Source organism: Acinetobacter baumannii (assembly GCF_009759685.1).
Classification (GTDB): Bacteria; Pseudomonadota; Gammaproteobacteria; order Pseudomonadales; family Moraxellaceae; genus Acinetobacter; species Acinetobacter baumannii.
On the sequence record NZ_CP046654.1, the window covers coordinates 3932534 to 3955647 of the forward strand.

At 37.6% G+C, this 23114-nt stretch carries 25 protein-coding genes; 10 read left to right on the forward strand and 15 right to left on the reverse strand.

Annotation, left to right across the window (positions count from 1 at the left end; translation table 11 throughout):
* Positions 1-126: 126 nt before the first annotated feature.
* Together gloB and GO593_RS18720 are read left to right on the forward strand one after the other, a co-directional pair.
* Positions 127-858 carry a hydroxyacylglutathione hydrolase gene (gene gloB, locus GO593_RS18715; protein WP_001270557.1) on the forward strand — a complete coding sequence of 244 codons (732 nt, stop codon included), beginning with the start codon at positions 127-129 and terminating at the stop codon, positions 856-858.
* Positions 859-1214: 356 nt separating this feature from the next.
* On the forward strand, positions 1215-1418 hold the full coding sequence (locus tag GO593_RS18720) for a hypothetical protein (RefSeq protein ID WP_000758190.1): 204 nt from the start codon (positions 1215-1217) through the stop codon (positions 1416-1418).
* A 235-nt stretch (positions 1419-1653) separates the two neighbouring features.
* Here the strand turns inward: GO593_RS18720 and GO593_RS18725 are convergent, their stop codons facing one another.
* The gene (locus tag GO593_RS18725) at positions 1654-2952 is read right to left on the reverse strand and encodes a dicarboxylate/amino acid:cation symporter (RefSeq protein WP_000347182.1); all 1299 of its coding nucleotides are present in this window, start codon (positions 2950-2952) and stop codon (positions 1654-1656) included.
* Positions 2953-3380: 428 nt separating this feature from the next.
* Positions 3381-3947, reverse strand: a complete 567-nt coding sequence (locus GO593_RS18730; RefSeq protein WP_001151697.1) for a TetR/AcrR family transcriptional regulator — start codon at positions 3945-3947, stop codon at positions 3381-3383.
* A gap of 137 nt (positions 3948-4084) precedes the next feature.
* Here GO593_RS18730 and GO593_RS18735 point away from each other — a divergent pair, with 137 nt between their 5' ends.
* A complete protein-coding gene (locus GO593_RS18735; protein WP_001066100.1) occupies positions 4085-5287 on the forward strand; it encodes an MFS transporter in 1203 nt (400 codons plus the stop codon).
* A gap of 57 nt (positions 5288-5344) precedes the next feature.
* On the opposite strand, the gene GO593_RS18740 is transcribed toward GO593_RS18735, so the two are convergent.
* Complete coding sequence (locus GO593_RS18740; protein ID WP_001166563.1) at positions 5345-5797, reverse strand: GNAT family N-acetyltransferase; 453 nt, start codon at positions 5795-5797, stop codon at positions 5345-5347.
* 27 nt (positions 5798-5824) lie between these two features.
* Entirely contained in the window at positions 5825-7192 is a 1368-nt protein-coding gene (locus tag GO593_RS18745; RefSeq protein WP_000957809.1) for a PQQ-dependent sugar dehydrogenase, read from the reverse strand.
* A gap of 350 nt (positions 7193-7542) precedes the next feature.
* Between GO593_RS18745 and yddG the strand changes: the two genes are divergently transcribed.
* Complete coding sequence (gene yddG, locus GO593_RS18750) at positions 7543-8454, forward strand: aromatic amino acid DMT transporter YddG (RefSeq protein WP_000042009.1); 912 nt, start codon at positions 7543-7545, stop codon at positions 8452-8454.
* Positions 8455-8468: 14 nt separating this feature from the next.
* Here the strand turns inward: yddG and GO593_RS18755 are convergent, their stop codons facing one another.
* Positions 8469-9197, reverse strand: coding sequence for an aspartate/glutamate racemase family protein (locus GO593_RS18755; RefSeq protein ID WP_000848606.1), 729 nt, complete (start codon positions 9195-9197; stop codon positions 8469-8471).
* Between the two features lie 137 nt (positions 9198-9334).
* Between GO593_RS18755 and GO593_RS18760 the strand changes: the two genes are divergently transcribed.
* The 4 genes from GO593_RS18760 to GO593_RS18775 all read left to right on the forward strand — a co-directional run bounded on the left by GO593_RS18760 (position 9335) and on the right by GO593_RS18775 (position 11742).
* The gene (locus GO593_RS18760; protein ID WP_000894332.1) at positions 9335-9841 is read left to right on the forward strand and encodes a GNAT family N-acetyltransferase; all 507 of its coding nucleotides are present in this window, start codon (positions 9335-9337) and stop codon (positions 9839-9841) included.
* A 154-nt stretch (positions 9842-9995) separates the two neighbouring features.
* Complete coding sequence (locus tag GO593_RS18765; RefSeq protein ID WP_000692365.1) at positions 9996-10568, forward strand: nuclear transport factor 2 family protein; 573 nt, start codon at positions 9996-9998, stop codon at positions 10566-10568.
* Positions 10535-11029 (forward strand): chalcone isomerase family protein, encoded by a 495-nt coding sequence (locus GO593_RS18770; RefSeq protein WP_000350280.1) that lies wholly within the window; start codon positions 10535-10537, stop codon positions 11027-11029. The genes GO593_RS18765 and GO593_RS18770 overlap by 34 nt, the downstream gene beginning before the upstream one ends.
* Positions 11030-11046: 17 nt before the next feature.
* On the forward strand, positions 11047-11742 hold the full coding sequence (locus GO593_RS18775; RefSeq protein ID WP_000526534.1) for a response regulator transcription factor: 696 nt from the start codon (positions 11047-11049) through the stop codon (positions 11740-11742).
* Here the strand turns inward: GO593_RS18775 and GO593_RS18780 are convergent.
* The 10 genes from GO593_RS18780 to GO593_RS18825 all read right to left on the reverse strand — a co-directional run bounded on the left by GO593_RS18780 (position 11739) and on the right by GO593_RS18825 (position 22054).
* Positions 11739-13067 (reverse strand): sensor histidine kinase, encoded by a 1329-nt coding sequence (locus tag GO593_RS18780; RefSeq protein WP_001983635.1) that lies wholly within the window; start codon positions 13065-13067, stop codon positions 11739-11741. The two genes, GO593_RS18775 and GO593_RS18780, sit on opposite strands and share 4 nt — an antisense overlap.
* 32 nt (positions 13068-13099) lie before the next feature.
* Positions 13100-14146, reverse strand: coding sequence for an SAM-dependent methyltransferase (locus GO593_RS18785; protein WP_000345898.1), 1047 nt, complete (start codon positions 14144-14146; stop codon positions 13100-13102).
* Positions 14147-14154: 8 nt separating this feature from the next.
* Positions 14155-14934, reverse strand: a complete 780-nt coding sequence (locus GO593_RS18790; RefSeq protein ID WP_000498738.1) for a DUF1295 domain-containing protein — start codon at positions 14932-14934, stop codon at positions 14155-14157.
* Between the two features lie 29 nt (positions 14935-14963).
* Entirely contained in the window at positions 14964-16163 is a 1200-nt protein-coding gene (locus tag GO593_RS18795) for an SAM-dependent methyltransferase (protein ID WP_000598001.1), read from the reverse strand.
* Positions 16160-16951 (reverse strand): DUF1365 domain-containing protein, encoded by a 792-nt coding sequence (locus tag GO593_RS18800; protein ID WP_000925860.1) that lies wholly within the window; start codon positions 16949-16951, stop codon positions 16160-16162. Before GO593_RS18800 ends, GO593_RS18795 begins: the two co-directional genes overlap by 4 nt.
* Before the next feature lie 21 nt (positions 16952-16972).
* Positions 16973-18235, reverse strand: coding sequence for an NAD(P)/FAD-dependent oxidoreductase (locus tag GO593_RS18805; protein WP_000684184.1), 1263 nt, complete (start codon positions 18233-18235; stop codon positions 16973-16975).
* Positions 18232-19203 carry an acyl-CoA desaturase gene (locus GO593_RS18810; protein ID WP_000032710.1) on the reverse strand — a complete coding sequence of 324 codons (972 nt, stop codon included), beginning with the start codon at positions 19201-19203 and terminating at the stop codon, positions 18232-18234. Before GO593_RS18810 ends, GO593_RS18805 begins: the two co-directional genes overlap by 4 nt.
* Positions 19204-19322: 119 nt before the next feature.
* On the reverse strand, positions 19323-19886 hold the full coding sequence (locus GO593_RS18815) for a lipocalin family protein (protein WP_000770558.1): 564 nt from the start codon (positions 19884-19886) through the stop codon (positions 19323-19325).
* A gap of 96 nt (positions 19887-19982) precedes the next feature.
* Positions 19983-21386 (reverse strand): heavy metal sensor histidine kinase, encoded by a 1404-nt coding sequence (locus GO593_RS18820; RefSeq protein WP_001009554.1) that lies wholly within the window; start codon positions 21384-21386, stop codon positions 19983-19985.
* Positions 21383-22054, reverse strand: coding sequence for a heavy metal response regulator transcription factor (locus GO593_RS18825; protein ID WP_001221370.1), 672 nt, complete (start codon positions 22052-22054; stop codon positions 21383-21385). The genes GO593_RS18820 and GO593_RS18825 overlap by 4 nt, the downstream gene beginning before the upstream one ends.
* A gap of 125 nt (positions 22055-22179) precedes the next feature.
* Here GO593_RS18825 and GO593_RS18830 point away from each other — a divergent pair, with 125 nt between their 5' ends.
* Both GO593_RS18830 and uraH read left to right on the forward strand, forming a co-directional pair.
* Positions 22180-22647, forward strand: coding sequence for a GlcG/HbpS family heme-binding protein (locus GO593_RS18830; RefSeq protein WP_085941192.1), 468 nt, complete (start codon positions 22180-22182; stop codon positions 22645-22647).
* A gap of 10 nt (positions 22648-22657) precedes the next feature.
* On the forward strand, positions 22658-23059 hold the full coding sequence (uraH, locus tag GO593_RS18835) for a hydroxyisourate hydrolase (RefSeq protein WP_000167347.1): 402 nt from the start codon (positions 22658-22660) through the stop codon (positions 23057-23059).
* The last annotated feature ends 55 nt before the right edge of the window (positions 23060-23114 follow it).

Sequence of the window (23114 nt, forward strand, 5' to 3'; positions counted from 1 at the left end):
GGCTTTTTTATTTTAGAGAGTCTAATTTATAGGACATTTTATTAGACAGGTTACTCAAGGTAATTTCTGTTATTATCAAAATTAGCCCGTAGATACTGCTTTTGGATTTAGTTTCAGGATAAAAAAATGCGTTATAGAATTCATTATATTGATGTGCAAAATGCCCTACAAAACTATATCTGGATTTTAGAAGATACTGAGACTCATGAAGCTGTTGCAGTTGATCCAACAGAGGCTGAGTTAGTCATCCACTTTTGCCAAGAACATCAATTAACTCTAAAACAGATTTGGCTTACCCATTGGCATAAAGACCATATCGGCGGTGTTGCTGATTTAACGGCTAACACGCCTATGGCGGTATATGGCCCAAGAGATGAACTAAGTAAAATCCCTGGCATTACTCATCCCTTACAACACGATGATCATCTAAAATTTAATGATTTAAAAGTAGAGATTATTGCAACACCAGGCCATACTTTAGGTCATATTGTATATTTTATTGAAGAGCTTAATGCCCTCTTTTGTGGAGATACCTTATTTGCAATGGGATGCGGGCGACTATTTGAAGGTACAGCAGAACAGATGTACCACTCACTAAATCGTCTTGCTGCACTACCCACTGCAACAAAAGTGTATTGCACACATGAATATACACTTTCTAATGCGGAATTTGCCTTAAGTGTAGAACCTGAAAACCACGCACTGCAAGAACGTGCTGAACAAGTCCGCATGCTTCGTCAAGAAGGTAAAATTACCTTGCCAAGTAGTATTGAACTTGAACTAGCAACAAATCCCTTTTTACGTGCTGAAAGTGTAGATGAGTTCGCTCACTTACGTAGCTTAAAAGATAATTTTTAAAATTATAAGCTTTCAACCAAGATACAGTTTAATTTTAAGAACTGTATCTTTTTGAATAAAGCATGTTGCATGAAATTATTTTTTACATTTATTGATTTTAGATTAATTTAAATTGATTAAATTTCAACCTAATATCATTATTTTAAAATCTATATAAAAAACAAAAGCTTAAAATTTATAAGCATTCAGATTAATTACATAAAAACTTAATAAATTTATAAAATGAAGGATATTGTTTTATCTATTTTACTTTTTTTACAAGATGCAAAATAAAACAAAGTTTTCCCCCTTTAAAAAATTCGAGTAAATCCCTATTAATAAATAAGGTGTAAGACACGGATAGAAGGAGTTCTCACGTGAAAAAGGTTGTTAAAGCGAAAAATTTAATTGCGTTCCGTATTTGGTTAGAAAAATTAGGGTATTCGGTTAAAAACCTTGCTGATGGAAAAGGTTTTACTTTCAGTTTTAAAAAAGAATATGGCTTAGTGACCTGTGATTTGGCAGGTAATGCTTTAGCAATGCAATTAGGTGAAGAGTTTGAGGATCACTTAAAAGCATAAACCCAGGCGAGTTTGTATACTATTTTTATAGTGTAGATAACTCAGAAGTTCTGCTTTTTAAAAAGTAGTTCTATACGAGAATTTACGAAATTTTTATAGTGGCTTTCCTTAATAACTATTAATGAGTATATAGTTTTTAAATTATATTTTTTTGATCATTAAATAATAAAACCTGTAGCACAGCACCTCTCCCGATTTGCCAGTTGCTACAGGTTTTTTATTTCGAATTAAAAAATTAATTCGTTTTCGATTTGCGTAAAGCTTTATCTAGAACGTCCTTGTCCAGAGCTTTGTCCCAACGGGCAACCACAATGGTTGCACATGCATTACCAATTAAATTGGTTAATGCACGACACTCCGACATAAAACGATCAATACCTAAAATAAGCGCCATACCTGCCACTGGTACAGCAGGTACTACCGATAAAGTAGCTGAGAGTGTAATAAAGCCTGCGCCCGTTACTCCTGCCGCACCTTTAGAACTCACCATTGCCACTAAAAGCAATGCAACCTGCTCACCAATTGATAAATCAACATTACATGCTTGTGCAATAAATAAAGCCGCCATAGTCATATAGATGTTAGTTCCATCAAGGTTAAATGAGTAACCTGTCGGAATGACAAGACCTACTACAGATTTTTCACAACCTGCTTTTTGCATTTTATCCATTAAAGATGGTAAAGCAGCTTCAGAAGAGCTTGTACCTAAAACTAACCAGAGTTCGTCTTTGATGTAACGAATTAAATCAATAATTGAAAAGCCATTGTAGCGTGCTACAGCCCCTAAAATGATTAATACGAACAGCACTGCCGTGATATAGAAAGTCATAATCAATAGTAATAAATTACCGATTGATTCGATTCCATACGCACCGATAGTAAATGCCATAGCACCAAAAGCTCCAATTGGTGCAAGTTTCATTAACATGCCAACCAAATAGAAAACCGGAGCCGTGAGGTTATTTAAAAAATCAGTAATTGGACGTGCACGGTCACCCAATGCAGCTAAGGAAATACCAAATAGGACTGCCACAAATAGAACCTGCAAAATTTCACCACCAGCAAGCGGACTCACTAATGTTTGCGGAATAATATTCATGAAAAAGTCAGTGATATTTGTAGCATGAGCCTTTTCAACGTAACTATTTACTTTATCGTTGACTAAGGTTGCCGGGTCAATATTTAAGCCTTTACCAGGTTGAATGATATTAGCCACAATCATACCAACCACAAGCGCAAGGCTAGAGAAAGTAAGGAAATATAGCATTGCCTTACCTGTCACTCGCCCAACTCGACTCATGTTCGTCATGCTGGCAATACCGGTAACCACTGTCAAAAAGATTACGGGAGCAATAATCATTTTGACGATTTTGATGAATGCATCACCAAGCGGTTTTAAGCTCTCGCCAAGTTCTGGGTAAAAATGACCAATTAAAATGCCCAAAATAATTGCAAAGATGACCTGTACATACAAAATTTGATGAAACTTTTGTTTTTTCTGTACCGTTTCTTGGTCAAGGGTATTGAAATCCATTATCTAAATACCTTTTCGATGGGGATAAAAAAATAAAATATAAAGCGTGCACCACAAGCTGCTTTAAATGAAGTGGAGCCATTGTAAAGAATAAAAAACACCCTGTGTCATAAATTTAAAAAATGTAAAATTTAAAAACCATGCATATTTTTGTATAGAAAATATTTATCTCAATAAGTTTCATAAAACTAAAAGTCTTTAAAAATTTACATAAATGCATGTTTATAAAATAATTTAATTAATTACATCATGCATTATCTATGTTTATTTTTGATTTTTAAATGAGCAGAACAGGTATTTTAAAAATAAATGATTAACTCATCCTCATATCAATCTTAAATTATGAGAATTTATTTTTTAAATAATAAGAAAGATTGATATATATTTATTTAATAAAAACAAGGGACTAGTCTTTTTATAGATTTTATCTACTTATTTTTTATAAAAAGACGGTTTAAAAGGTCATATACATACTCAAGACTAAGATCATGATTGGTAAATAAAATTCGAAATAACATAGGTGCGATTACTGCCTCGATGATTTCCTGATTAGGTATAGTAAGCTCATTACGTAATTTTGCCCTGTTTTGAATAATATCGAGCTGCTGGATAATTAAAGTCTCACATTTACGGGCATTAGAATCCGAGTTTGATGTATAGAGTACATCTCGCAATAAGTCTTGCCCAACCTCTGAAGCATATTCTTCAAAATATTGCTCAACCCATGCTGTAATATCTTGTTGGAACGAACCTAAATCTTTGGGTTCCATGTCAGGTTTGAGTTCATTTAAAGCTACATCTGAAAATAATTGATTGATGTCACCCCATCGACGGTAAATGGTTGAAGGCGTAACTCCTGCCTGCGCTGCAATCATAGGAATAGTAATTTGGCTTTGCTCAAAATCTTTTTGTAGTTCTTTTACAGCTTGATGTACCGCAGTTTGTATTCTTTCGCTGCGTCCACCAGGGCGTAATCCAGTAACAACTTTTGCCATTTATAAACTCTGTAAAGGGATCAAAAAATTTATAAATATTTATAACTATATACAAAATACACTAAAGCTAAGGATTTGCTTTAGTGGAAAAATAATGTATAAAAGCTAAATATTTGCTTTTATGTTATTCATCTTATATGAACAATTCAAGTTCAAAACGGTCAAGAGCTGTTTTTCAATTAGATGCGGCAAGTGCTTTGACACTTAATACCATCACGCTCATGACATTCATGGCCGCATCTAGTGCGCCGACACCACTCTACCGCCTATACCAACAGCTTTGGCAATTTTCACCGGTTACATTGACTTTGATTTTTGCCACCTATGCTTTTACGCTGCTTGGCTCATTACTCATTATTGGTTCTTTGTCTGACTATATTGGACGCCGCCCAGTCATTATTGCAGCTATTTCTCTGCAAATTATTTCAATGAGCTTTTTCTTATTTGCTTCAGATGTTTCGATGTTATTTATCGCCCGAGGCTTACAAGGAATCGCAACAGGGCTTGCTGTTTCAGCTATAGGCGCAGCAATTTTAGATTTTAGTAAGCTTCATGGCTCACTGATTAATAGTATTGCACCAATGATAGGTATGGCTGTTGGGATTTTTCTGACTTGTTCTATTTTGCAATTCTCTGCCCACCCCTTACAGCTTGTTTTTGAGTTCTTATGTTTTCTTCTTATTTGTGAACTCATTTTAAGTTTTCTTACTCCAGAGACCGCACAAAGAAGATCCGGTGCACTTGCTTCATTAAAACCCAATATGGCCATTCCGCCACAGACAAAAAGCGCTTTATTGAGTATTAGCCCGATTAACATTGCACTTTGGATGGTCAGTGGTTTCTTCCTATCGCTTATGCCCTCTTTACTGGCAAAAATTTTCCACACGTCATCGGCATGGCTAAACGGGATTATGTTTATGGCGCTCGCCCTTTCCGGTGCGGTAGGTATATTAACGCTTAGGAAGTCGACAAATTTCCGTATTTTATTAACCGGTACGCTATCGATTGCTATTGGTGCCATTGTCTTATTCATCGCCATTAATCTAACCAATGCTGTAGTTCTATTTTTAGGTTCTATTATTACTGGTGTTGGTTTTGGTACAGCATTTATGGGGGCTATTCGTAGTGTAATGCCATTGGCGCTTCCCGAAGAACGTGCGGGTCTTATGGCTGCTTTTTTTGTTGAAAGCTATTTGGCTTTTAGTATTCCTGCAATTTTAGCTGGCTATTTTGTAGGTAAAATTGGGCTGATGAGTACGGCAAATAGTTATATTAGTTTTATTATCTTATTGTCACTGGTCGCCCTTCTAATGATTATTAAAAATTTTAAAAATAAATAAGCCATAAAAAATAGCCTCACTAGAGGCTATTTTTTAATAGATGCTCTTTAAGTTCTATTAAAAAGTATCTGCTACATACATACGTACCATCTCGCCTTCCTCATCCTTTACCAACGTTAAAAACCGCCAACCACATTTTTCATAAAACTCGGTATGGTCTGTTATTAAATAAAGTGTTTGGATGCCCTGATTACTCAAGTCTTCACGTACAAAATCTAAAATCTGTTTTGCAATATTTTGGTTTCGATAGTTCTCTTCTACAAATAAAGCACATAAGTTTGGTGTTAAATCTTTACGCTCATGGAAGTCATTATCAATAACTCCTGCTCCAGCAATTAAATGCTTATCTTTATTTAAAACAATGTACCACTGTGGAATAGCATGCTTTTGATCAATGGAAATCTGAATACTCTCAAGATAGGCTTCCACAGGGATTTGCCATTTTTCAGAAAACCACTGTGCAGCCATTTCTTTGTATTGAGGGTAATCAGATAACCGTAATATTTGCATAAAATAAACCTATTTTGCCCAACCTTTTTAAGGTTGAGTTACTGAACTACGAATGGATTGCTGGGTTGGACTCTCATAAGTTGTTTCAGCAACTGGTGAAACACGCCATATTGTATTACCAACATCATCTGCGACTAATACTGCACCCGAAAAATCAATTGCTACCCCGACAGGACGCCCATACGCTTTGCCTTTTTCACTTAAAAACCCTGTCAAAATATCTTGCGGTGGACCAGAGGGCTGACCACTTCTAAATGGCACAAAAATGACTTTATATCCACTATGTGGTTTACGGTTCCAAGAACCGTGCTGTCCAATAAATGCTCCGCCTCTAAATTGTAGCATGAGTTCGGCTGTATAAAATGCAAGACCTAACGAAGCAGTGTGGTTACCTAGAGCATAGTCTGGTTTAATTGCACGAGCCACCATGTCAGGATTTTGTGGTTTGACTCGTACATCTACGTGTTGACCATAGTAACTATAAGGCCAGCCATAAAAAGCGCCATCTTGTACCGACGTCATATAGTCGGGCACTAAATCACTACCAATTTCATCGCGCTCATTTACAACTGTCCAAAGTTTTCCACTTTGAGGCTGCCAAGCCATACCATTTGGATTACGCAGTCCTGTTGCAAATGGACGTGACTGACCACTTGCAATATCAAACTCCATAATTTGTGCACGGCCTTTTTCTTGATCTAGACCATTTTCGGCCACATTACTATTGGAGCCAACGGTAATGTAGAGCTTTGTACCTTCACGATTGGCAATAACATTTTTGGTCCAATGATGGTTTAGAGGCCCACCCGGTAAGTCCAATACTTTAGTACCGGTTGAAGTAATATGTGTTTCCCCTTCTTGGTAAGGAAAACGCATGAGTGAATCCGTATTGGCAACGTATAAATGATTACCTACCAGTACCATACCAAACGGTGAGTTTAGGTTTTTAAGGAATACTGTTTTTTGGTCAGCTATACCATCGCCATTCGTATCACGGAGTAAACTAATTCGGTTTGCGCTTGGATGAGATGACCCTGCCCGTCTCATTACGAAGGTCATAATCTTGCCTTTAATCCCTTTGCTGTCTTCAGGTTTAGGCGGAGCATCCGTTTCAGCCACCAGCACATCACCATTTGGTAACACATAAAGCCAACGTGGGTGCTCAAGTCCTTTAGCAAATGCTTTTACTTTTAAACCTTCCGCCGGAGTCGGCATCACACCACTTGGCCAACCTTGTGCCGGTGCTATATTTACGGTCGGAAATAAGCTTGTTTTCGGTTCAGGCAACTTTGGTTCCGGACCATAACTCTCGTTAATCGGATATTGAGAGGAAGAAGCACAGCCTGTAACTAAAACGGTAGTGCCCAAAATCGGCAGTAAAAAACGTGTAAGCATCTTTTATCTCCATTTATTATTTTTTCGCAATAAACACAGGGTAATGCTTTAGAAGAGAGACTTATAGTTGATTTATTTAACTGTACTGAGCATTACAGTCTATATTTTTAAAATTTTAATACATAACTGGGTGTTTTCTAGAGGTTTAGCTTACCCTAATGCTTAGCTATAAATTAATACCTGACATTTAGTTTAATTACCAAAAGTATTTATGTTGGCTGATAATACTTATTAGGTAATTTGGTCTATCGTGCCTATTTTTTAATTAAAAATTCCTTTACCCTGACTTACTTTAATTATTTTTAACTTTCACTGTAGCTCAGGTGCTCAATTAAGTTCATTTATTTCTTATGTCAAAAAATTTAGCAACCTTGATTGGTTTAAGTGCCATCCTAATGTGGGCCTCTATGGTAGGCTTTGTAAAACATATTACGACCGCAATCGGTCCAGATGTTGGCATTACGCTGATCTATTCCTTAAGTGCTTTACTCCTGCTCATTATTTTTAGGGTGCCAAATTTTAAATTAATTTCTAAAAGATACTTAATTTTAGGGGCAATTTTATTTATTGCTTATGAGCTTTGCTTTTCGTTTGCACTTGCCTATTCAAAGACGGCGCAACAAGCGATTGAAGTAAGTATTGTGAACTACCTTTGGCCAAGCCTGACTGTTTTAGCTTTTGTTATTTTTAGAGAGTTAAAATTTAATGTGTTTATTATTTTAGGATTACTCATTTCAATTTCCGGTATCATTTTTATTCAGACCGGGAACGGAGATTTTAGTTTAGGTCGTGTTGTCGATAATTTTCATAGTAATCCTTTAAGTTATGTTTTGGCCTTTATAGGTGCCATTATTTGGGCTTTTTACTGTGTGTTGACCAAGAAAATGGGTAAAGGACAAAACCCTATTTCTATTTTCTTTCTTGGTGTTGCCATAACCTTATGGCTAAAATTGCTTTTTAGCGGTCAAGTGAGTTTGCCTTCACTCGATTTAAATACAATTTTATCTTTAATCGTTGCTTCTGCTGCAATTGGCCTCGGTTATGCAGCATGGAATATTGGCATTATTCATGGCAACATTACCATGCTGGTGGTTGCGTCTTACTTTACCCCAATCATTTCATCTTTACTTGCCATGCTGGTTTTACAGACAGAATTATCAATCAGCTTTTGGCAAGGTACAGCCATGGTCACGGCGGGTTCACTGATCTGCTGGCTTTCAACAAATTGGGCTGTGATACGTTCCTATTTCAGAATAAATTAAAAGCTGATGAGTATTTATACCGAACTAGCAGCAATAGAACGGGCTGCCGTTTTTTGCTCTAATGCAAAATTTACAGCTTCTTTCGCATGAATGGTGGTGGTATCAAATAGAGGCACAGAAAATTTGATATCACCAATCAACATACAAATTTCGGTACACCCCAAAATAATGCCCTCGGCACCCTGCCCAATCAACTCTTCAACAATGGTCATATACTTGTTTTGCGAATCGGGGTTGATCACACCTAAACAAAGCTCGTCATAGATAATGCTATGTACTATTTTCCGATTTGCATCATTTGGAATAATCACCTCAATACCACGATCTTGTAATCTGGCTTTATAAAAGTCTTGTTCCATGGTGAAAGCGGTTCCCAACAGTGCAACTTTTCGGATATTTTGACTTAAAATTTCTTTTGCTGTGGCATCAGCAATATGTATAAATGGAACCGTAATGGCATCTTCAATTTGAGGTGCTACCTTATGCATGGTATTAGTACAGACTAAAATACAGTCTGCCCCTGCTTTTTCTAAATTTTGTGCTTGCTCAGCTAAGTAGGCTCCAGCTTCTTGCCATAAACCTTTCGCTTGTAATGCTGCTATTTCTTCAAAATCGACACTATTTAGAATGATTTTGGCTGAATGTAGTTTCCCTAACTTGTTCTGAACCATTCTATTAATTTGTTGATAGTAAAGTGCTGTAGACTCCCAGCTCATGCCGCCTAATAAGCCGATTGTTTTCATTATTGAATCCTTCTATTTATGCAAAACTTATCTATATCTCTTATGGGTAAAGCGCAGCTAGAATAAAATTGCTTTCTTTATTGAATTATTATTCATCTTATAAGCTATAATTTTTTAAACTATTTAATAAGAACTCTATGTTAGAAACAGAACGTTTAATTTTACGGCCATTCCTTGAAGAAAACTTACCTATTATGTTGGAGATGTTTCAAGACAAAGATTTTATGGCTTTTTCACCTCATGGTGCCTTATCAACTGAGGCAGCAACTGATCGTTTTTTAGAAATTTTGGAGCACTATAAAAATCATAATTTTGGCAAGATGGCTATCGTTTTAAAAGATACCCATAAAATTATTGGTTATTGTGGTTTTGAAACTTGTGAGGTTGATAGCAAGACAGAAGCTAAACTAGGTTTTAGACTTATTAAAACTGAGCGAAATAAAGGTTATATTGTTGAAGCTTCACTTAAGTTACTAGAAGACATGCAAAGTCGAAACTTTAAGCATGTGATCGCTTTTTCAGAAAAAGATAATTTACCTGCCCACAACCTATTAAATAAACTTGGTTTTGAAAAAACAAATTCATCTAGTTACATGAATATGGATGTTATCTTTTTCAAAAAAGACCTGTCATTTCTTCGATAAAAATAACGTATTACCTTAAAAAACTTTAAGTGAATGAAGATCTATTGGTTTCAAGAAAACCACTATTAAACCCAAATCATAAAACATAAGAATTCACGCAAAATTCACGACCAGCTCTTTAATTTAATCTTATAAAGTTGGCTCGGATATAGACATGAAAATTATAACTACAGCCCTAGGGCTGATTACCTTGGCAGGTTTAACGGCGTGTAAAAGTGTGCCTAGCTACTCAGGTGACTATGGCAAAGCTGAACAAAAAATTACTGGTATAGAATTAGATGACCAACAGGCGCTAGATGTGGGCAATCGTTTTGTCGCTGCATTTAATACGCTCGGTACTCCTTCTTTTGTTAATAATGCTAGCAATCTTTACGCTGATCAGCTCTATATCAACGATACACTCTCGCAGTTCTCTCAAAAGAAAGATCTGATTAAGCATTTTGAAGGCATGAATGCCCGAGTGAATAATGTCACGGTAAAACTCATTAGTGCAACTCATCACCAAGATACAGCCTACATTCATTGGTACATGACCTATGACTTTAAAATGCTAGGTCGTTCAAAAACGATGGCTTCTTATGGAATTAGTCAAATTAAGATTAATGACCAACAAAAAATTATTTTCCAGCAAGATTATTGGGATCCAGCGAATGGCCTCTACCGTTCTTTACCCATATTTGGAGGAGTATATAAATGGATATTGCCGTTCAAAAAAGTCGAATCTTGATATTTCTAGGAATCTTAATCGTATCTCAAGCCAATGCGGCTGAATTGAAAAAATGCAGTTCAGCACCTTTAATGGTTACGAGTAAAAAGGTGGGAAATGTCAGTTACTTTGCTGAAGATTGCCAAAAAAATTGGCAAAGCCAAAGCATCAAAATGGACTTTAGCTATAACCGCGATATTCCCGAATGGGCATTTAAACGCGCAGCCACGCACTTTTTGAAGAAAAATGTTAGCGGCTTTGATGCTAAATCTCCGCTTAATCATATTAATGAACTATATAGGCCAATTAAGAGTGGAGATCTTTATAGTCTCTATTATCAACATGAAAATCAAAAACTAGAACTGAAATTAAACCAGAAGCTACTCGGTTCTTTGAACAATCCGAATGCAAATCAATATTTTAAAATCTGGTTTGGTAGTGAACCGTTTAATGCTAAATTAAAACAACAATTATTAAATTAATGGCTTAATAAAATCTCATGGGTAATCACTTTATCCTCATGGTTGAGGACCATTTTGAACTTGCAGCAACGGTCTGCGAATTTCTTGAAGTGCATGGTTATGTTGTCGATCATGCACGTAATTTAGAGGCTGCACGGACTTTTCTCAAATCTCAGCATTATCATCTTTTGTTGCTAGATATAAATTTGCCCGATGGCTCGGGTTATGACCTATGCAACTGGCTACGCACCGAACAAGGCGTTGATATTCCTGTTCTTATGCTCACAGCAAGAGATACTTTAGATGACAAACTTAAAGGTTTTACCGCTGGAACAGATGATTATTTGGTAAAACCTTTTGATTTTAATGAACTAGTGATGCGGATTCGTGCATTAATAAAAAGAGCAGCTGGCGAAGTCACTCACCATAAAATTCAAATTCACGACTTAATTCTTGATAGCGCAACTCAAACCGTGGTTCGTGCTGGAAATAATATCGAGTTACCCCCTATTCAATTCAAACTATTAAAAATTTTGATGCGCCAGTCTCCAAAAGTGGTGACCAAGCAAGAACTGATGATGGAATTATGGGGCGACGAAGAGCCTGAAAGTGATGCGTTACGCAGTCATATCTATAACTTAAGAAAAATGGTTGATAAACCTTTTGACCCAAAGCTATTACATACAGTGGCAGGTGTCGGTTTAAAAATTGCTTTGGAAGATTCCGCGACTTAACTTAAATAGACCACAACAATTAAGCCTGTGGTTGGCTCCAAATCGAGTTCAGGATGAGTGGTTAAATAATATTGTCGATCAAACAGCTCCACTCTCCATCCTAGTTGTTTGCAAAGCTTTTGTACCAATTGCAAACCAATGCCATGACCTTTAGCCTTTAAGGAAAGTTGCGAATCGCTGAGCTCTTGCACTTTCACATCGTTAGGTAAAGAAATTCCAATTCCATTATCAGCAATAATCAGGCTGTTTTTTTGTTGAATAATGTCGATTTGTGAGCCTTGAGAATAGTTCAGCGCATTACGTAAAATATTACCTAAAACCATTTGAGTCATAGAAGGATATAACCAACGCGGCTGTTCAGAAACATCAGGTTGAATATTAATCTGTATCCCTTTACCCGCGCTCACCGCTTCTAAACTTTCAACAAGATCTTTTACCGTTTTGGATAATAAATTTTTCTCAGATGGCAAGCTTTTTACCGTATTCCGAGCAATCGCCAGTAAGGTATCGACGAGCAACTGCATATCTTCAATTGTGTTATGAAGACGGACTAAAGATTTATCGTCTCCGAATTTCGCCTGACACAGTTGTACATTACCTTTCAAAATGGTGAGTGGAGTGCGTAACTCATGGCTCACATCTCCAGTAAATTCTCTTTCACGTCGAATAAAATCACTTAAAACCTGATGATATTTTTCTAAAGCTTGTTTGAGATATTCGGCTTCCATATTGCCATTGGTATTAATATCTCTAAAAGGAGATGCCTGAGTGTCTTGATGTGCCCAATCAATATTTTCTAAAGCATTTGCTAAACGCGTAATTGGGGAAAAATAGCGTCTTGCTCTTCGGTTTGACCACCACAAAAAACTATATAGAACAGATAAGCTGAACATGAGTGGAGCAAGACCAAATAACCAGATCAGCTTATTAACATTGCTTTCGCCAAATACCAATAGAACATGTTGACCATTACGCTCACCATAGACCGTCATTCGTTCTTTACCATCAACGAATACTCGGTGCACGCCACTTTCTAAATGCATGCCCCGAAAAGGTTGAGGCGCGACCTGTGTATTCCACCGATATCCATATAAATTTTTAGTATCTGGTAAATCAGCATTTGGGTTACGTTCTATACGTAACCAGTAATGCTCCATTTCCTGTTCTAAAGCGGTTTTAAGTAAAGAACCCTTAATCACCCAAGCACTACAAGCCAACCCGACCACGATCGATAATGCAATCAGACCAATTTGCAACCAGTAATATCGATTGAACATTTGGGCTAATGGATGACTCGTTTTGCCATCATGTCGAGTTCTTATCATATCTTTATCGTCGGGATAGGCTATAGAAATTACTATGATCGCTTTTTAAATAAAAAGTGACCAATGACCCATTCTTGTCCTTGCTCAAAACCGAATAGCTCAGCACAAGCCATGAAGAAAATACGCCAGCGTTGCCACCAAATATTGGCATCTTTTCCATAGATTTTTTTAAACAGTGGTTTCAGTTCGACTTCTTGGTTATCCATATTCTCAAGCCAAGCATTTGCCGTTCTCATATAGTGCTCACCCGACCATTGCCACTGTTGGGTCAACTCTAAATGCTCTTGAAAATGCAAAAAAGTCGAAGTCGAAGGCATTAAACCACCAGTAAAGAAATACTTGGACATCCAATCATAATCTGATTTCACTTCAAAAGGATAATGTAAAAAGCGATGGCAAAAAATATGACACCAAAGTAAGCCGTCTGCCTTTAACCAGCCCTGAATTTTTTCAAAAAGAAGTTGGTAATTACGAACATGTTCAAACATTTCGACCGATACAACACGATCAAACTTGTCTTGGTCCAAGTCGAGTACATTCACATCACAGGTAAGCACTTCAACATTGGTTAAACCTCTCAATTCTGCTTGCCGAAGAATATGCTTTTTCTGCGTTGCAGAATTTGAAACAGCAGTAATCTGTGAGCGTGGATAGTTTTCTGCCATCCACAAAGTTAAAGAACCCCAGCCACAGCCTAACTCTAAAATCTGTTGACCGTTTTTAAGTTGTGCTCTTTCACAATAAATCTGAAGAGCCAACTCTTCTGCCTGATCTAAAGTTGTCGTTTTAGTCGGGAAATAGCACGCACTATATTTGAGTCTTTTTCCAAGCACCGCCTGAAAAAACTCGGTCGGCAATTCATAGTGCTGCTCATTTGCCTTATCCGTTTCAACCGCGATTTCGCTCTTCTTCAGCATATTAAGCACATCCATGTAGCGATGCGCCCCTTGTTCAGGGTCATAACGGCCTTCTTGGATTAAGCGCTTTTTACTTAAAGCTCGAATTGCAGCTCGAATTGCATGATCTGGAATCACACCACTTTCAACAATTTTCAAAGACTGATGAACAATAAAATCCATATACGCACCTATTTTTTTGGTTTTCGCGGAATAAACATTGATGTTTTTTGTTGATAATCAAGATAATTTTGACCGCGACTTTTAATTGCTTGTTTTTCACTAAATGGAATACCCGTGACGTAATATAAAAATAGCCACATCAGTAACGGATAAATCCACAATACATATTGGCCTGCCGCTAAACCAATAATTGGATAGGCAAACCAGTGTAACCATTCAAAAAAATAATTGGGGTGACGTGAATAACGCCATAAACCCTGATCCATCGTTTTGCCATGATGATCTGGATTTAATTTAAATCGGTATAACTGCTGATCAGCGAGCTGCTCTCCCATGAAAGCAATTGCCATGATGACAGCAGCAATTACTAAAGCGACTTTATATCCACTACTCCATTCAGTTGCCTCTACATTGAGTAGCGTCCACATCGGTAAAAAGAACAAAAGCACTAAAAGTGTTTGAAAGATAAAAAAGAATAAAAAGCCAATATGCTGAAACTTACCCATCGCTTTACGCATGCTCGCGTAACGGCCATCTTCTTTTTGTTCAGATTGATAACGTCTTAACAGGTGCCAAAATAATCTTAAAAACCATAAGCCGCTAAAAATACCGATAAAAAGACGCACTTCAACTGGGGCAACTGAAATGAGTAAAGAAGACACGATAATGTTTACTGCCAGACAGAAACTCCATGCAGCATCTACAATTCCAGCTCTGCCATTTAGAGTGGCAAGTAGCCAGCTCAGCAACATGATCATTAAATCTAGAATCAGTAAATTCCAAAACATGAGCAGTCTCCTTACTTGAGCTGTTTGATTTAGTAACTGGTACTTTCAAACAACAAGTGAACATTGCTTATCACGCCTTCTTTAAAACCACCTTCGCAATAACATAAATAAAAATCCCACATGCGAATGAAGTTTTCATCAAAACCTAGAGCCAATACTTGTTCCCGCGCTGCTAAAAACCGCGCTCGCCAGTGATGAAGTGTGTGCGCATAACTTAAACCAATATCATTTAAATGCTTTAACCTTAAACCACTCTCAGAGGCGGTTTGAGTCAACACACTCACGCTAGGGATAAAACTACCTGGGAAAATATAGCGCTTAATATAATCAACTGTATTTAATGCTTTTTTATATCGGAAATCTTCAATAATAATGGCTTGAATAAATGCCAAGCCTTTCGGTTTTAAGAGTGCTTTACATTGATCAAAGTATGTCGATAAATATTGCGCACCAACTGCCTCAACCATTTCAATTGAAACCAGCTTATCGAACTTGCCTTCGAGCAAACGGTAGTCTTCAAGTTGCACATCAATTCGATGCGCCAAGCCAGCTTCATTTACACGAGTAACGGCTTCATCATATTGAGCTTGTGAAATGGTAATGGTGGTTACTCTACAGCCATAATGTTGAGCTGCATAAATGGCAAAACCACCCCATCCACTTCCAATTTCAACTAAATGATCTAGTGGTTTTAAATCTAACTTTTTACAAATGATCTCTTTTTTTAAATCAGATGCTTCTTCGAGAGTCATGTTTTCATTTTCAAAAACGGCGCTCGAATACATTAAAGATGGATCTAAAAATAATTTAAAAAAGTCGTTGCTTAAGTCGTAGTGCTCGGCAATATTTTTACGGCTACCACTTATAGAGTTCTTTCGATTTTGATACCACGCTTTAAGAAAAAACTGGCTCGCTTGAGCAATAACATTCTGGTTGATTTGGTCCAATACAGCTCGATTACGTGCCAAGATCTGAATCAACTCGACAAGGTGCTCGCTGCTCCAGTCACCACGGATGTAGCCTTCTGCTGCTCCCAAAACACCATTTTTTAAAATGAGATCCATCAATAAAGGATTGTGAACTTCAATCACAGCATGTAAGTCTGAAACTTCACCGACCGTCCCATTCCACGCGCCCTGAAAAGTGATCTGTCCATGACGTAGTTTGAGAAGACTCTTGAGCAATAACGGCAGTGAGTCATCTTCACCATAAAGAAATGTTTTTATCATGTCTTATCTACCTTGATCTTTTTAGGATGACGATAAAATGGAACTTTTTTTCGCCACAACTTAAATGCCTCTAAATATATTGAAAACAACATTTTAAAAGGCGCTAGGCTGTTTATAAGAGCATATCGATATTGCTGTGAAGGAAATGTGATGGGCACAAGCTCAAAACGCATAGTGGCATCAAAGACTTGTTTCTGCTCTTCAAAAAGTTGCATGTGAATGACATTCTGCTGATCTGAAAAACTAAATCGCCAACGGTAAGTCAACTGCATGGGCATGAATGGCGAAACATGAAATGATTTTTCAAAGTTAAAATCGAAACTTTGGTAATCACCTACCTGACCTTGTTGTTTTATACAGTCGTGTGTATAGACTTCTCGTTCATTCCACGGAGTATTGGTGATTTCACTAAGAATAAAGAGCGGTTTTCCGGCTTTATTTAAAACAAAATAAAATACGACCGAATTAAACCGAAAGCCCAAACAACGAGGCAAAGCCAACACTCTGATTTGCCAGTCTGGCCGAAGGTGTAAGTGATTATTTTGCAGTATCGCTTTCTCTACTCTATCCCTTATAGAACCGTGATACATGTTTAAAAAATCATTTTTAGATAGTTTTAATACATTCCAGTGATCCGTCGACCAGAGTGAACAATCGTTTGTGATATCAACTAATTGATCTGGATCGAACCATAAATAATTTAAGGTCGATGTAAACTCATGCGGTTTAGGGCTATAACGCCGATGACGAATAAGCGCAGGAGCGATAGCAAGTTTATTTAATAACATTTGATAGCTCCTTATTTATTCTTATAACGCTAAGAGTTGCTCAACAACACGTGCCGCACTGCGGGCGCCGTCTTCATGAAAGCCCCAGCCCCAATATGCTCCACAAAATGAAGTCCGATTTTGCCCATTAATTTCGTGCCAACGAGATTGAGCTTGAATCGCTTTTGCATCAAATACGGGATGCCGGTATTGCCGCTCAACCAAGATGTCTTCGGCTTTGATTTTCATATTCGGATTTAAAGTAGAAAAAATTTGCGTAGCGCAGGATAAATTCTGCAAATTGTTCATCCAGTAGGTAAAACCATAATGTATGTCGGCCTCATCGTTTTGGACTTGAGATTTTGGTGTTACATGTACATGCCAGCTTGCCCACTGCAAACGGCTTTTAGGCATAATTGAAAGATCACGATGAACGACCATTCGATTATCTTGATAACCAAATTGGCTTAATATTTCTTGTTCAAGCTCTGACGCATCTTTAATTAAACTTAGGCTATCGTCAGCATGGCTTGCAAAAATCACCCAGTCATATTGCTCTTGCCCTTCAACGGTTTCGATTAAAACTGTTTCTGGTGAACGGCTCACAGCTTTTACTTCTGCAAATTTCCACTCAATGGGTGGGCATTTCTTTTGAATAGCACGAATATAGCTTGCTGAACCGTGTTTAACCGTTTGCCATTGCGGCCGCTCTTTTAACTGCAACATGCGGTGATGCTGAAAAAAGCTCACGACAAATCGATATGGAATTTGGCCTACCTGCTCAACGGGTGCCGACCATAAGGCACCGCACATCGGATAAAGATGTTCATAACGAAACTCATGACTATATTTGTGAAGGTCCAAATACTCTTCAATCGATAAATTAGGATCGATATCCGCCACATCTATATCTTTATTGTCATCATAAAAACGCAGCAAATCTGAGAGCATTTGCAGAAATTTTCGGTTTAAAAAGTTCTGCGGACGGGCAAAGAGCGACCATTTTTTTGAAGGGTTATATTGTAGTCCACTGACCAGATTATTCACCGAAAAACTCATATCGCTGCTTTGAGTTTCTACGCCTAATTTTTTAAGCATGTCAGTAAATAACGGATAGTTATAGTCGTTAAACACAATAAAACCACTATCTACCGCGACTTTAGTGCCTTCTATCTCTAGCTCGTGAGTGTCAGTATGACCGCCAAAATAGTTATTTTTTTCATACACAGTGACTTGATGTTGTTCTGACAATCTCCAAGCTGCGTAAAGTCCAGATATACCTGAACCAATAATGGCAATTTTCATAACACTTCACCGTTTTCAATTTTTTCTATCGATAGGTTTTTAATCTTTTTATATTGATAAACCTTGTCTGGTACGGGCTTTAGGCCCCACACTAAACCAAATAAAGACATCAGCTTGAGCACATAAAAAGTGATATCTATCTGCCACCAATAAAAACCTTGACGCACACTGCCTGCGTAAAAGTGATGATTGTTATGCCATCCTTCACCCAAGGTAATTAAAGAAAGTAGGAAGTTATTACGGCTATCATCTGGGGTGTTAAACTCACGTGAACCATAACGATGAGCGAGTGAATTAATACACAAGGTTGCATGTGTTAATAGAACAGTGGAAATCACAAATCCCCACACTAAAAGCTGTAAACCATTGGTGCCCAACTCAGGGAAATGTTGTGCAAGCCATGAACCTAATCCATAAATTGCTAAGGCCGTCAAAATCACAATAGGCAAACTAAATCGGTCTAGCCAAATCAGCTCTGGATATTTCAACCAGTCTTTAATGACTTTTTTTCGAGTAGCAAAATTTTGCTCATTTAAAAACCAGCCTACATGCGAATACCAAAAGCCTGCTTTTGCTGAATGCGGGTCCTGATCGGTGTCGGTAAAGTGATGGTGATAACGGTGATGGGCTGCCCACCATAAAGGTCCGCGCTGCGCACTCATGGTTCCGATCAGTACAAAAATGAATTGAACAATACGTGATGTCTGAAAAGTTTTATGCGAAAGATAGCGGTGGAAAAAAGCAGTAATTGCAAACATGCGAAGAAAATAAAACCCCAGCATGAAGATCACAGCAAACCAAGATACGCCCACCCAAAATGCAGCTAAACAAGCGATATGTAATAAAATAAAAGGAATAATTCTTAACCATTGAATTTTCTTTTCAATGACATATTCGCTAGAAGCACCCACTTGCGCATTTTCTGAATCTGACCAGCTATCGATCCAGCGCAGAAAAAATTTAGACATTGATTCTTCCTGATCTAAAGCATTTCTTTTGGTTCTAATTTAGAAAATGCGCAATGAATTTTATGTGAAGTTCACTCGGTTACGAGATAAATATAAGCATCTACGCAACCAGAATTTCACTATTTAGATTGTGTTGTTTTAACGAGTTTAGAAACGTCGTAGCCATAGCTTTTCGCGGTTTGCAGATAAGATTGATATGTCGCCTCATCAAGTTGAGGGCTACGAGAAAGAATCCATAAATATTTATGGCTTGGACCACCCACTAAAGCGACCTGATAATTTGGGTCAACTCTTAAAACCCAGTAATCGCCTTTTGTAAAAGGAATCCATCTAAGACCAGAAGGTAAAAAGCTCACCTTCAATTTACTGTTGCCTTCATTTTGCGGATAAGCAACTCCTTCAGATGAGATCATTTCGCCTTTTTTTGTCGTACAGCTATTTAAAACACCAACGGTTTTGTCCGCGTTAATAGAATAGTTTGCAGTTGTATTTGCTACACAATTACGCTGAAAAAACATCGGTAAATGCGCAATTTCATACCACTTACCTGCGTATTTATTAATATCAATAGAATCAACAGCGACAGGTTTAGTATTGGTGTCTGCAAAGGTGCTCAAAGGAAGCATTAAACTGACCGCTGCAAGGCTACTGCTGATGACAAGTGATTTAAATAATAATTTCATGATTGCCCTCTTCTGTTTATTTCATACGTTTAAACATACGTCAGAGGGCTGTGAACAAAGTGTGAATTTTAAAAATTAAGCAACATTAATAAGGATTTAATTGTATTTCTTTAGTGCATCTGCAACTGGAAAATCAAGCTCAAAGCACACACCCTCAACCGTGTTATAAACTCGATAGCGGCCATGATGTAGATCCAGAATTGAAGCAACAATCGACAAACCTAATCCACCTGTTTGATTCTCATCACTTCGACTTGCGTGGCATTGGTAAAATCTTTCAAAAAGATGCTCAAGTTGATGTTCAGCAATTGAAATACCACCCGTGACCACAGTCAGACTCACCCATTGCTTATGCTCAATCATCTTATGTTTTGTTGCGATATAAATAGTTCGCTTGTCACCACCGTGAACCAACGCATTTAAAATCAGGTTATAAACGGCTCTTTGAAAAAGCTCAGGATCTGCAAATAACGTTTGAGCTTCTAAGTTAAAACTAAAATGACAGTCTTGTTCCTCGGCCTGATATTCAAAAATCTGGCATAACCTATCCATAACATCTTGGAGGTTTATTTCTTGTTTATTTACAAGCACCATTTTCTGATCGGCTCTTGCCAAGAAAAGCATGCTATCAATCATGCGTTTTAATCTGTGATAATCATCTAAATGAGAAACCAGTAAATCTTCATATTGTTCAACCGAACGTTCACCAGTTAAAGCAATCTCAGTTTGCCCAATCAGATTATTTAAAGGTGTGCGGAACTCATGTGCGATATCTTCAGAAAAACGGTTGAGCTGCGTATAGCCCTTTTCAATACGCTCAAGCATGTGGTTTATATCTTTTGAAAGCAGATCAACTTCTAAAGGTGAATTTGGGAGGTTTAACCGTTTTTGTAGCTGATTTACGTTAATAGAATGAGTTTGCTTGCGAAGCTGTTGTAGCGACTTTAAACCTAAATGACACACTAAAATGCAAAGCACAAAGATCGCAAACACGCCCCCGACCACATAGATCAAGAGACTTTCTTGAAAAGGTAAAAGAATATTAATGCGTTCCGACCATTGTTTACCTGCAATGAGCAGATAAGGTTCGTTATTAATTTTTATGGTTTTCCACGCAATTCTCGTTGGATATGAGTTGTTAGCTAAATCTTGAAATTGAAGACTGTCGCGCTGTGCAAGCGGAGGTAGTTGAATGTGAAGCGGATTGATATTAATTAAAGTTTTGTCTTTATGAATAAAAAGAAATAAGTTGTCTTGATTGCCAAGCATGTTTTGATACAGCTTAGGCCGCGCAATGATTTGCTCTACATTTTCGCTATCTTGCAGCAAAATTTCCAAACGGTTAATTCTGTCTGCTAAAGCTTTATCTTGCTGCTTTAACAAAATCTGGTTAATACCCAAATAGGTCATAAAGCCGACTGAACATAAAATTAAGGCAGAACAAAGCGTGACCAGTAATGTAATACGGACTTCAAGAGAACGCACAAATTTAAAGTTCATAAACTAACCGAAATTTTATAGCCCAAGCCACGTATGGTATGAATAAGTTTTAATTCATATCCCTCATCAATTTTGCTTCGTAAACGGCGTACTGCGACGTCAATAAAGTTGGTATCGGTGTCAAAGTTAATATTCCAAACTTCGGAACCAATTTGTCTGCGCGTCACAATTTGCTCTTTGTTGAGCAACAAATAACGCAACAAATTAAATTCGGTTTTACTCAGCTCAATTAAGTTGCCACTACGCCATACTTTATGACCAACCATATCCATTTTTAGATCACTAATAGACAACTCATTTTCTTGCAGGTATTGCTGTCGTCTTAACAGACTTTTAATGCGTGCCAATAGTTCAATATAGGAAAAGGGTTTAGCCAAGTAATCATCTGCTCCCAACTCCAAACCTTTCACTCTATCCATCACCTGATCTTTCGCCGTTAAAAAAATCACCGGAATTTTTGAAAACTGGCGTAGGACTTGTAATACGCTCCAGCCGTCTATGTCTGGCAGCATGACATCAAGAATAAGCAAGTCATATTGATCTCTCTTTAGCATTTCCAAACCTTGCAGCCCTAAGTGAACACACTCCGCTTGATATCCAGACTCTTTTAATCCTTTGACCAAATAAGTGGCGATCTTCATCTCGTCTTCAATAATAAGGATACGCATTTTGTAGAGACTCATTTGAAAGATGACAACTTTGTAATGTGATTGTCATGCTTGAAATTAAGCAATTTGTTTAAGATTTTCAAAGCGACATAGAGGCAATCATCATGAAAAAATTGAACTGGCTGATGTTAGCAGCCATGCTATTCGGTAGTAGTACTTTTGCACAGCCCCCTGCTTTGAATCAAGTTTATTCGTTAGATCTTCAAACTGCCCACCTGCTAGCCGACAGTGCAAAAGAGGCATGCAAAAAATTAAATCAAAACATTGCGGTTGTTGTTGTAGATCGCGGTGGTAATCCATTAACTGCCGAACGGCATGAGTTGGTGGGCCCGCATAACTTAATGGCTGCCGAGAAAAAAGCCTATACCGCGTTATCTACCAAAACATCGACCTTAGTTTTAAGCCAAAATAGTAACCAAAACCCCGATGCAAAAAATTTAACTACCGTAGCAAATTTACTTTTGTTAGGCGGTGGCGTACCTGTCCGTTTTGAGAACCAAGTGATCGGAGCCATTGGGGTTGCAGGTGCTGGCGGCGCACAAAATGACAATCAATGCGCAAGCAAAGCCATTGAAACCGTTTTTCGTTCATAAGGAGTTCATCATGACTAAATCATTTATTGCTTTATCTTCATTATTTATAGCTTCAGCTACATTTGCACAAACTAATCCACTAAGTGTTCATGTGTTAAACCTAGAGACGGGTTTGCCCTCTTCTCAGGTTGAAGTGGTTTTAGAAAAAAATACCAATAACCAGTGGGTTAAACTCAACCAGCAAGTGACCGATTCAAATGGTCGTATTACTGCGCTCTATCCAGAAAATAAAAAACTAGAGCAAGGAGTTTATAAAGTTACCTTTAAAACTGAAGACTGGTTTAAGAAGAACAAACAACAAACTTTTTTTGCCGAGGTTCCAGTAATTTTTAAAGTCGATGGAAGCGTAAATCACTACCATATTCCGTTACTACTTAGCCCTTACGGTTATTCAACCTATAGAGGCAACTAAAATAAAAACCCCCTTTATCTGTTGTACAAATAAAGGGGTTGATTAAAAACGATGC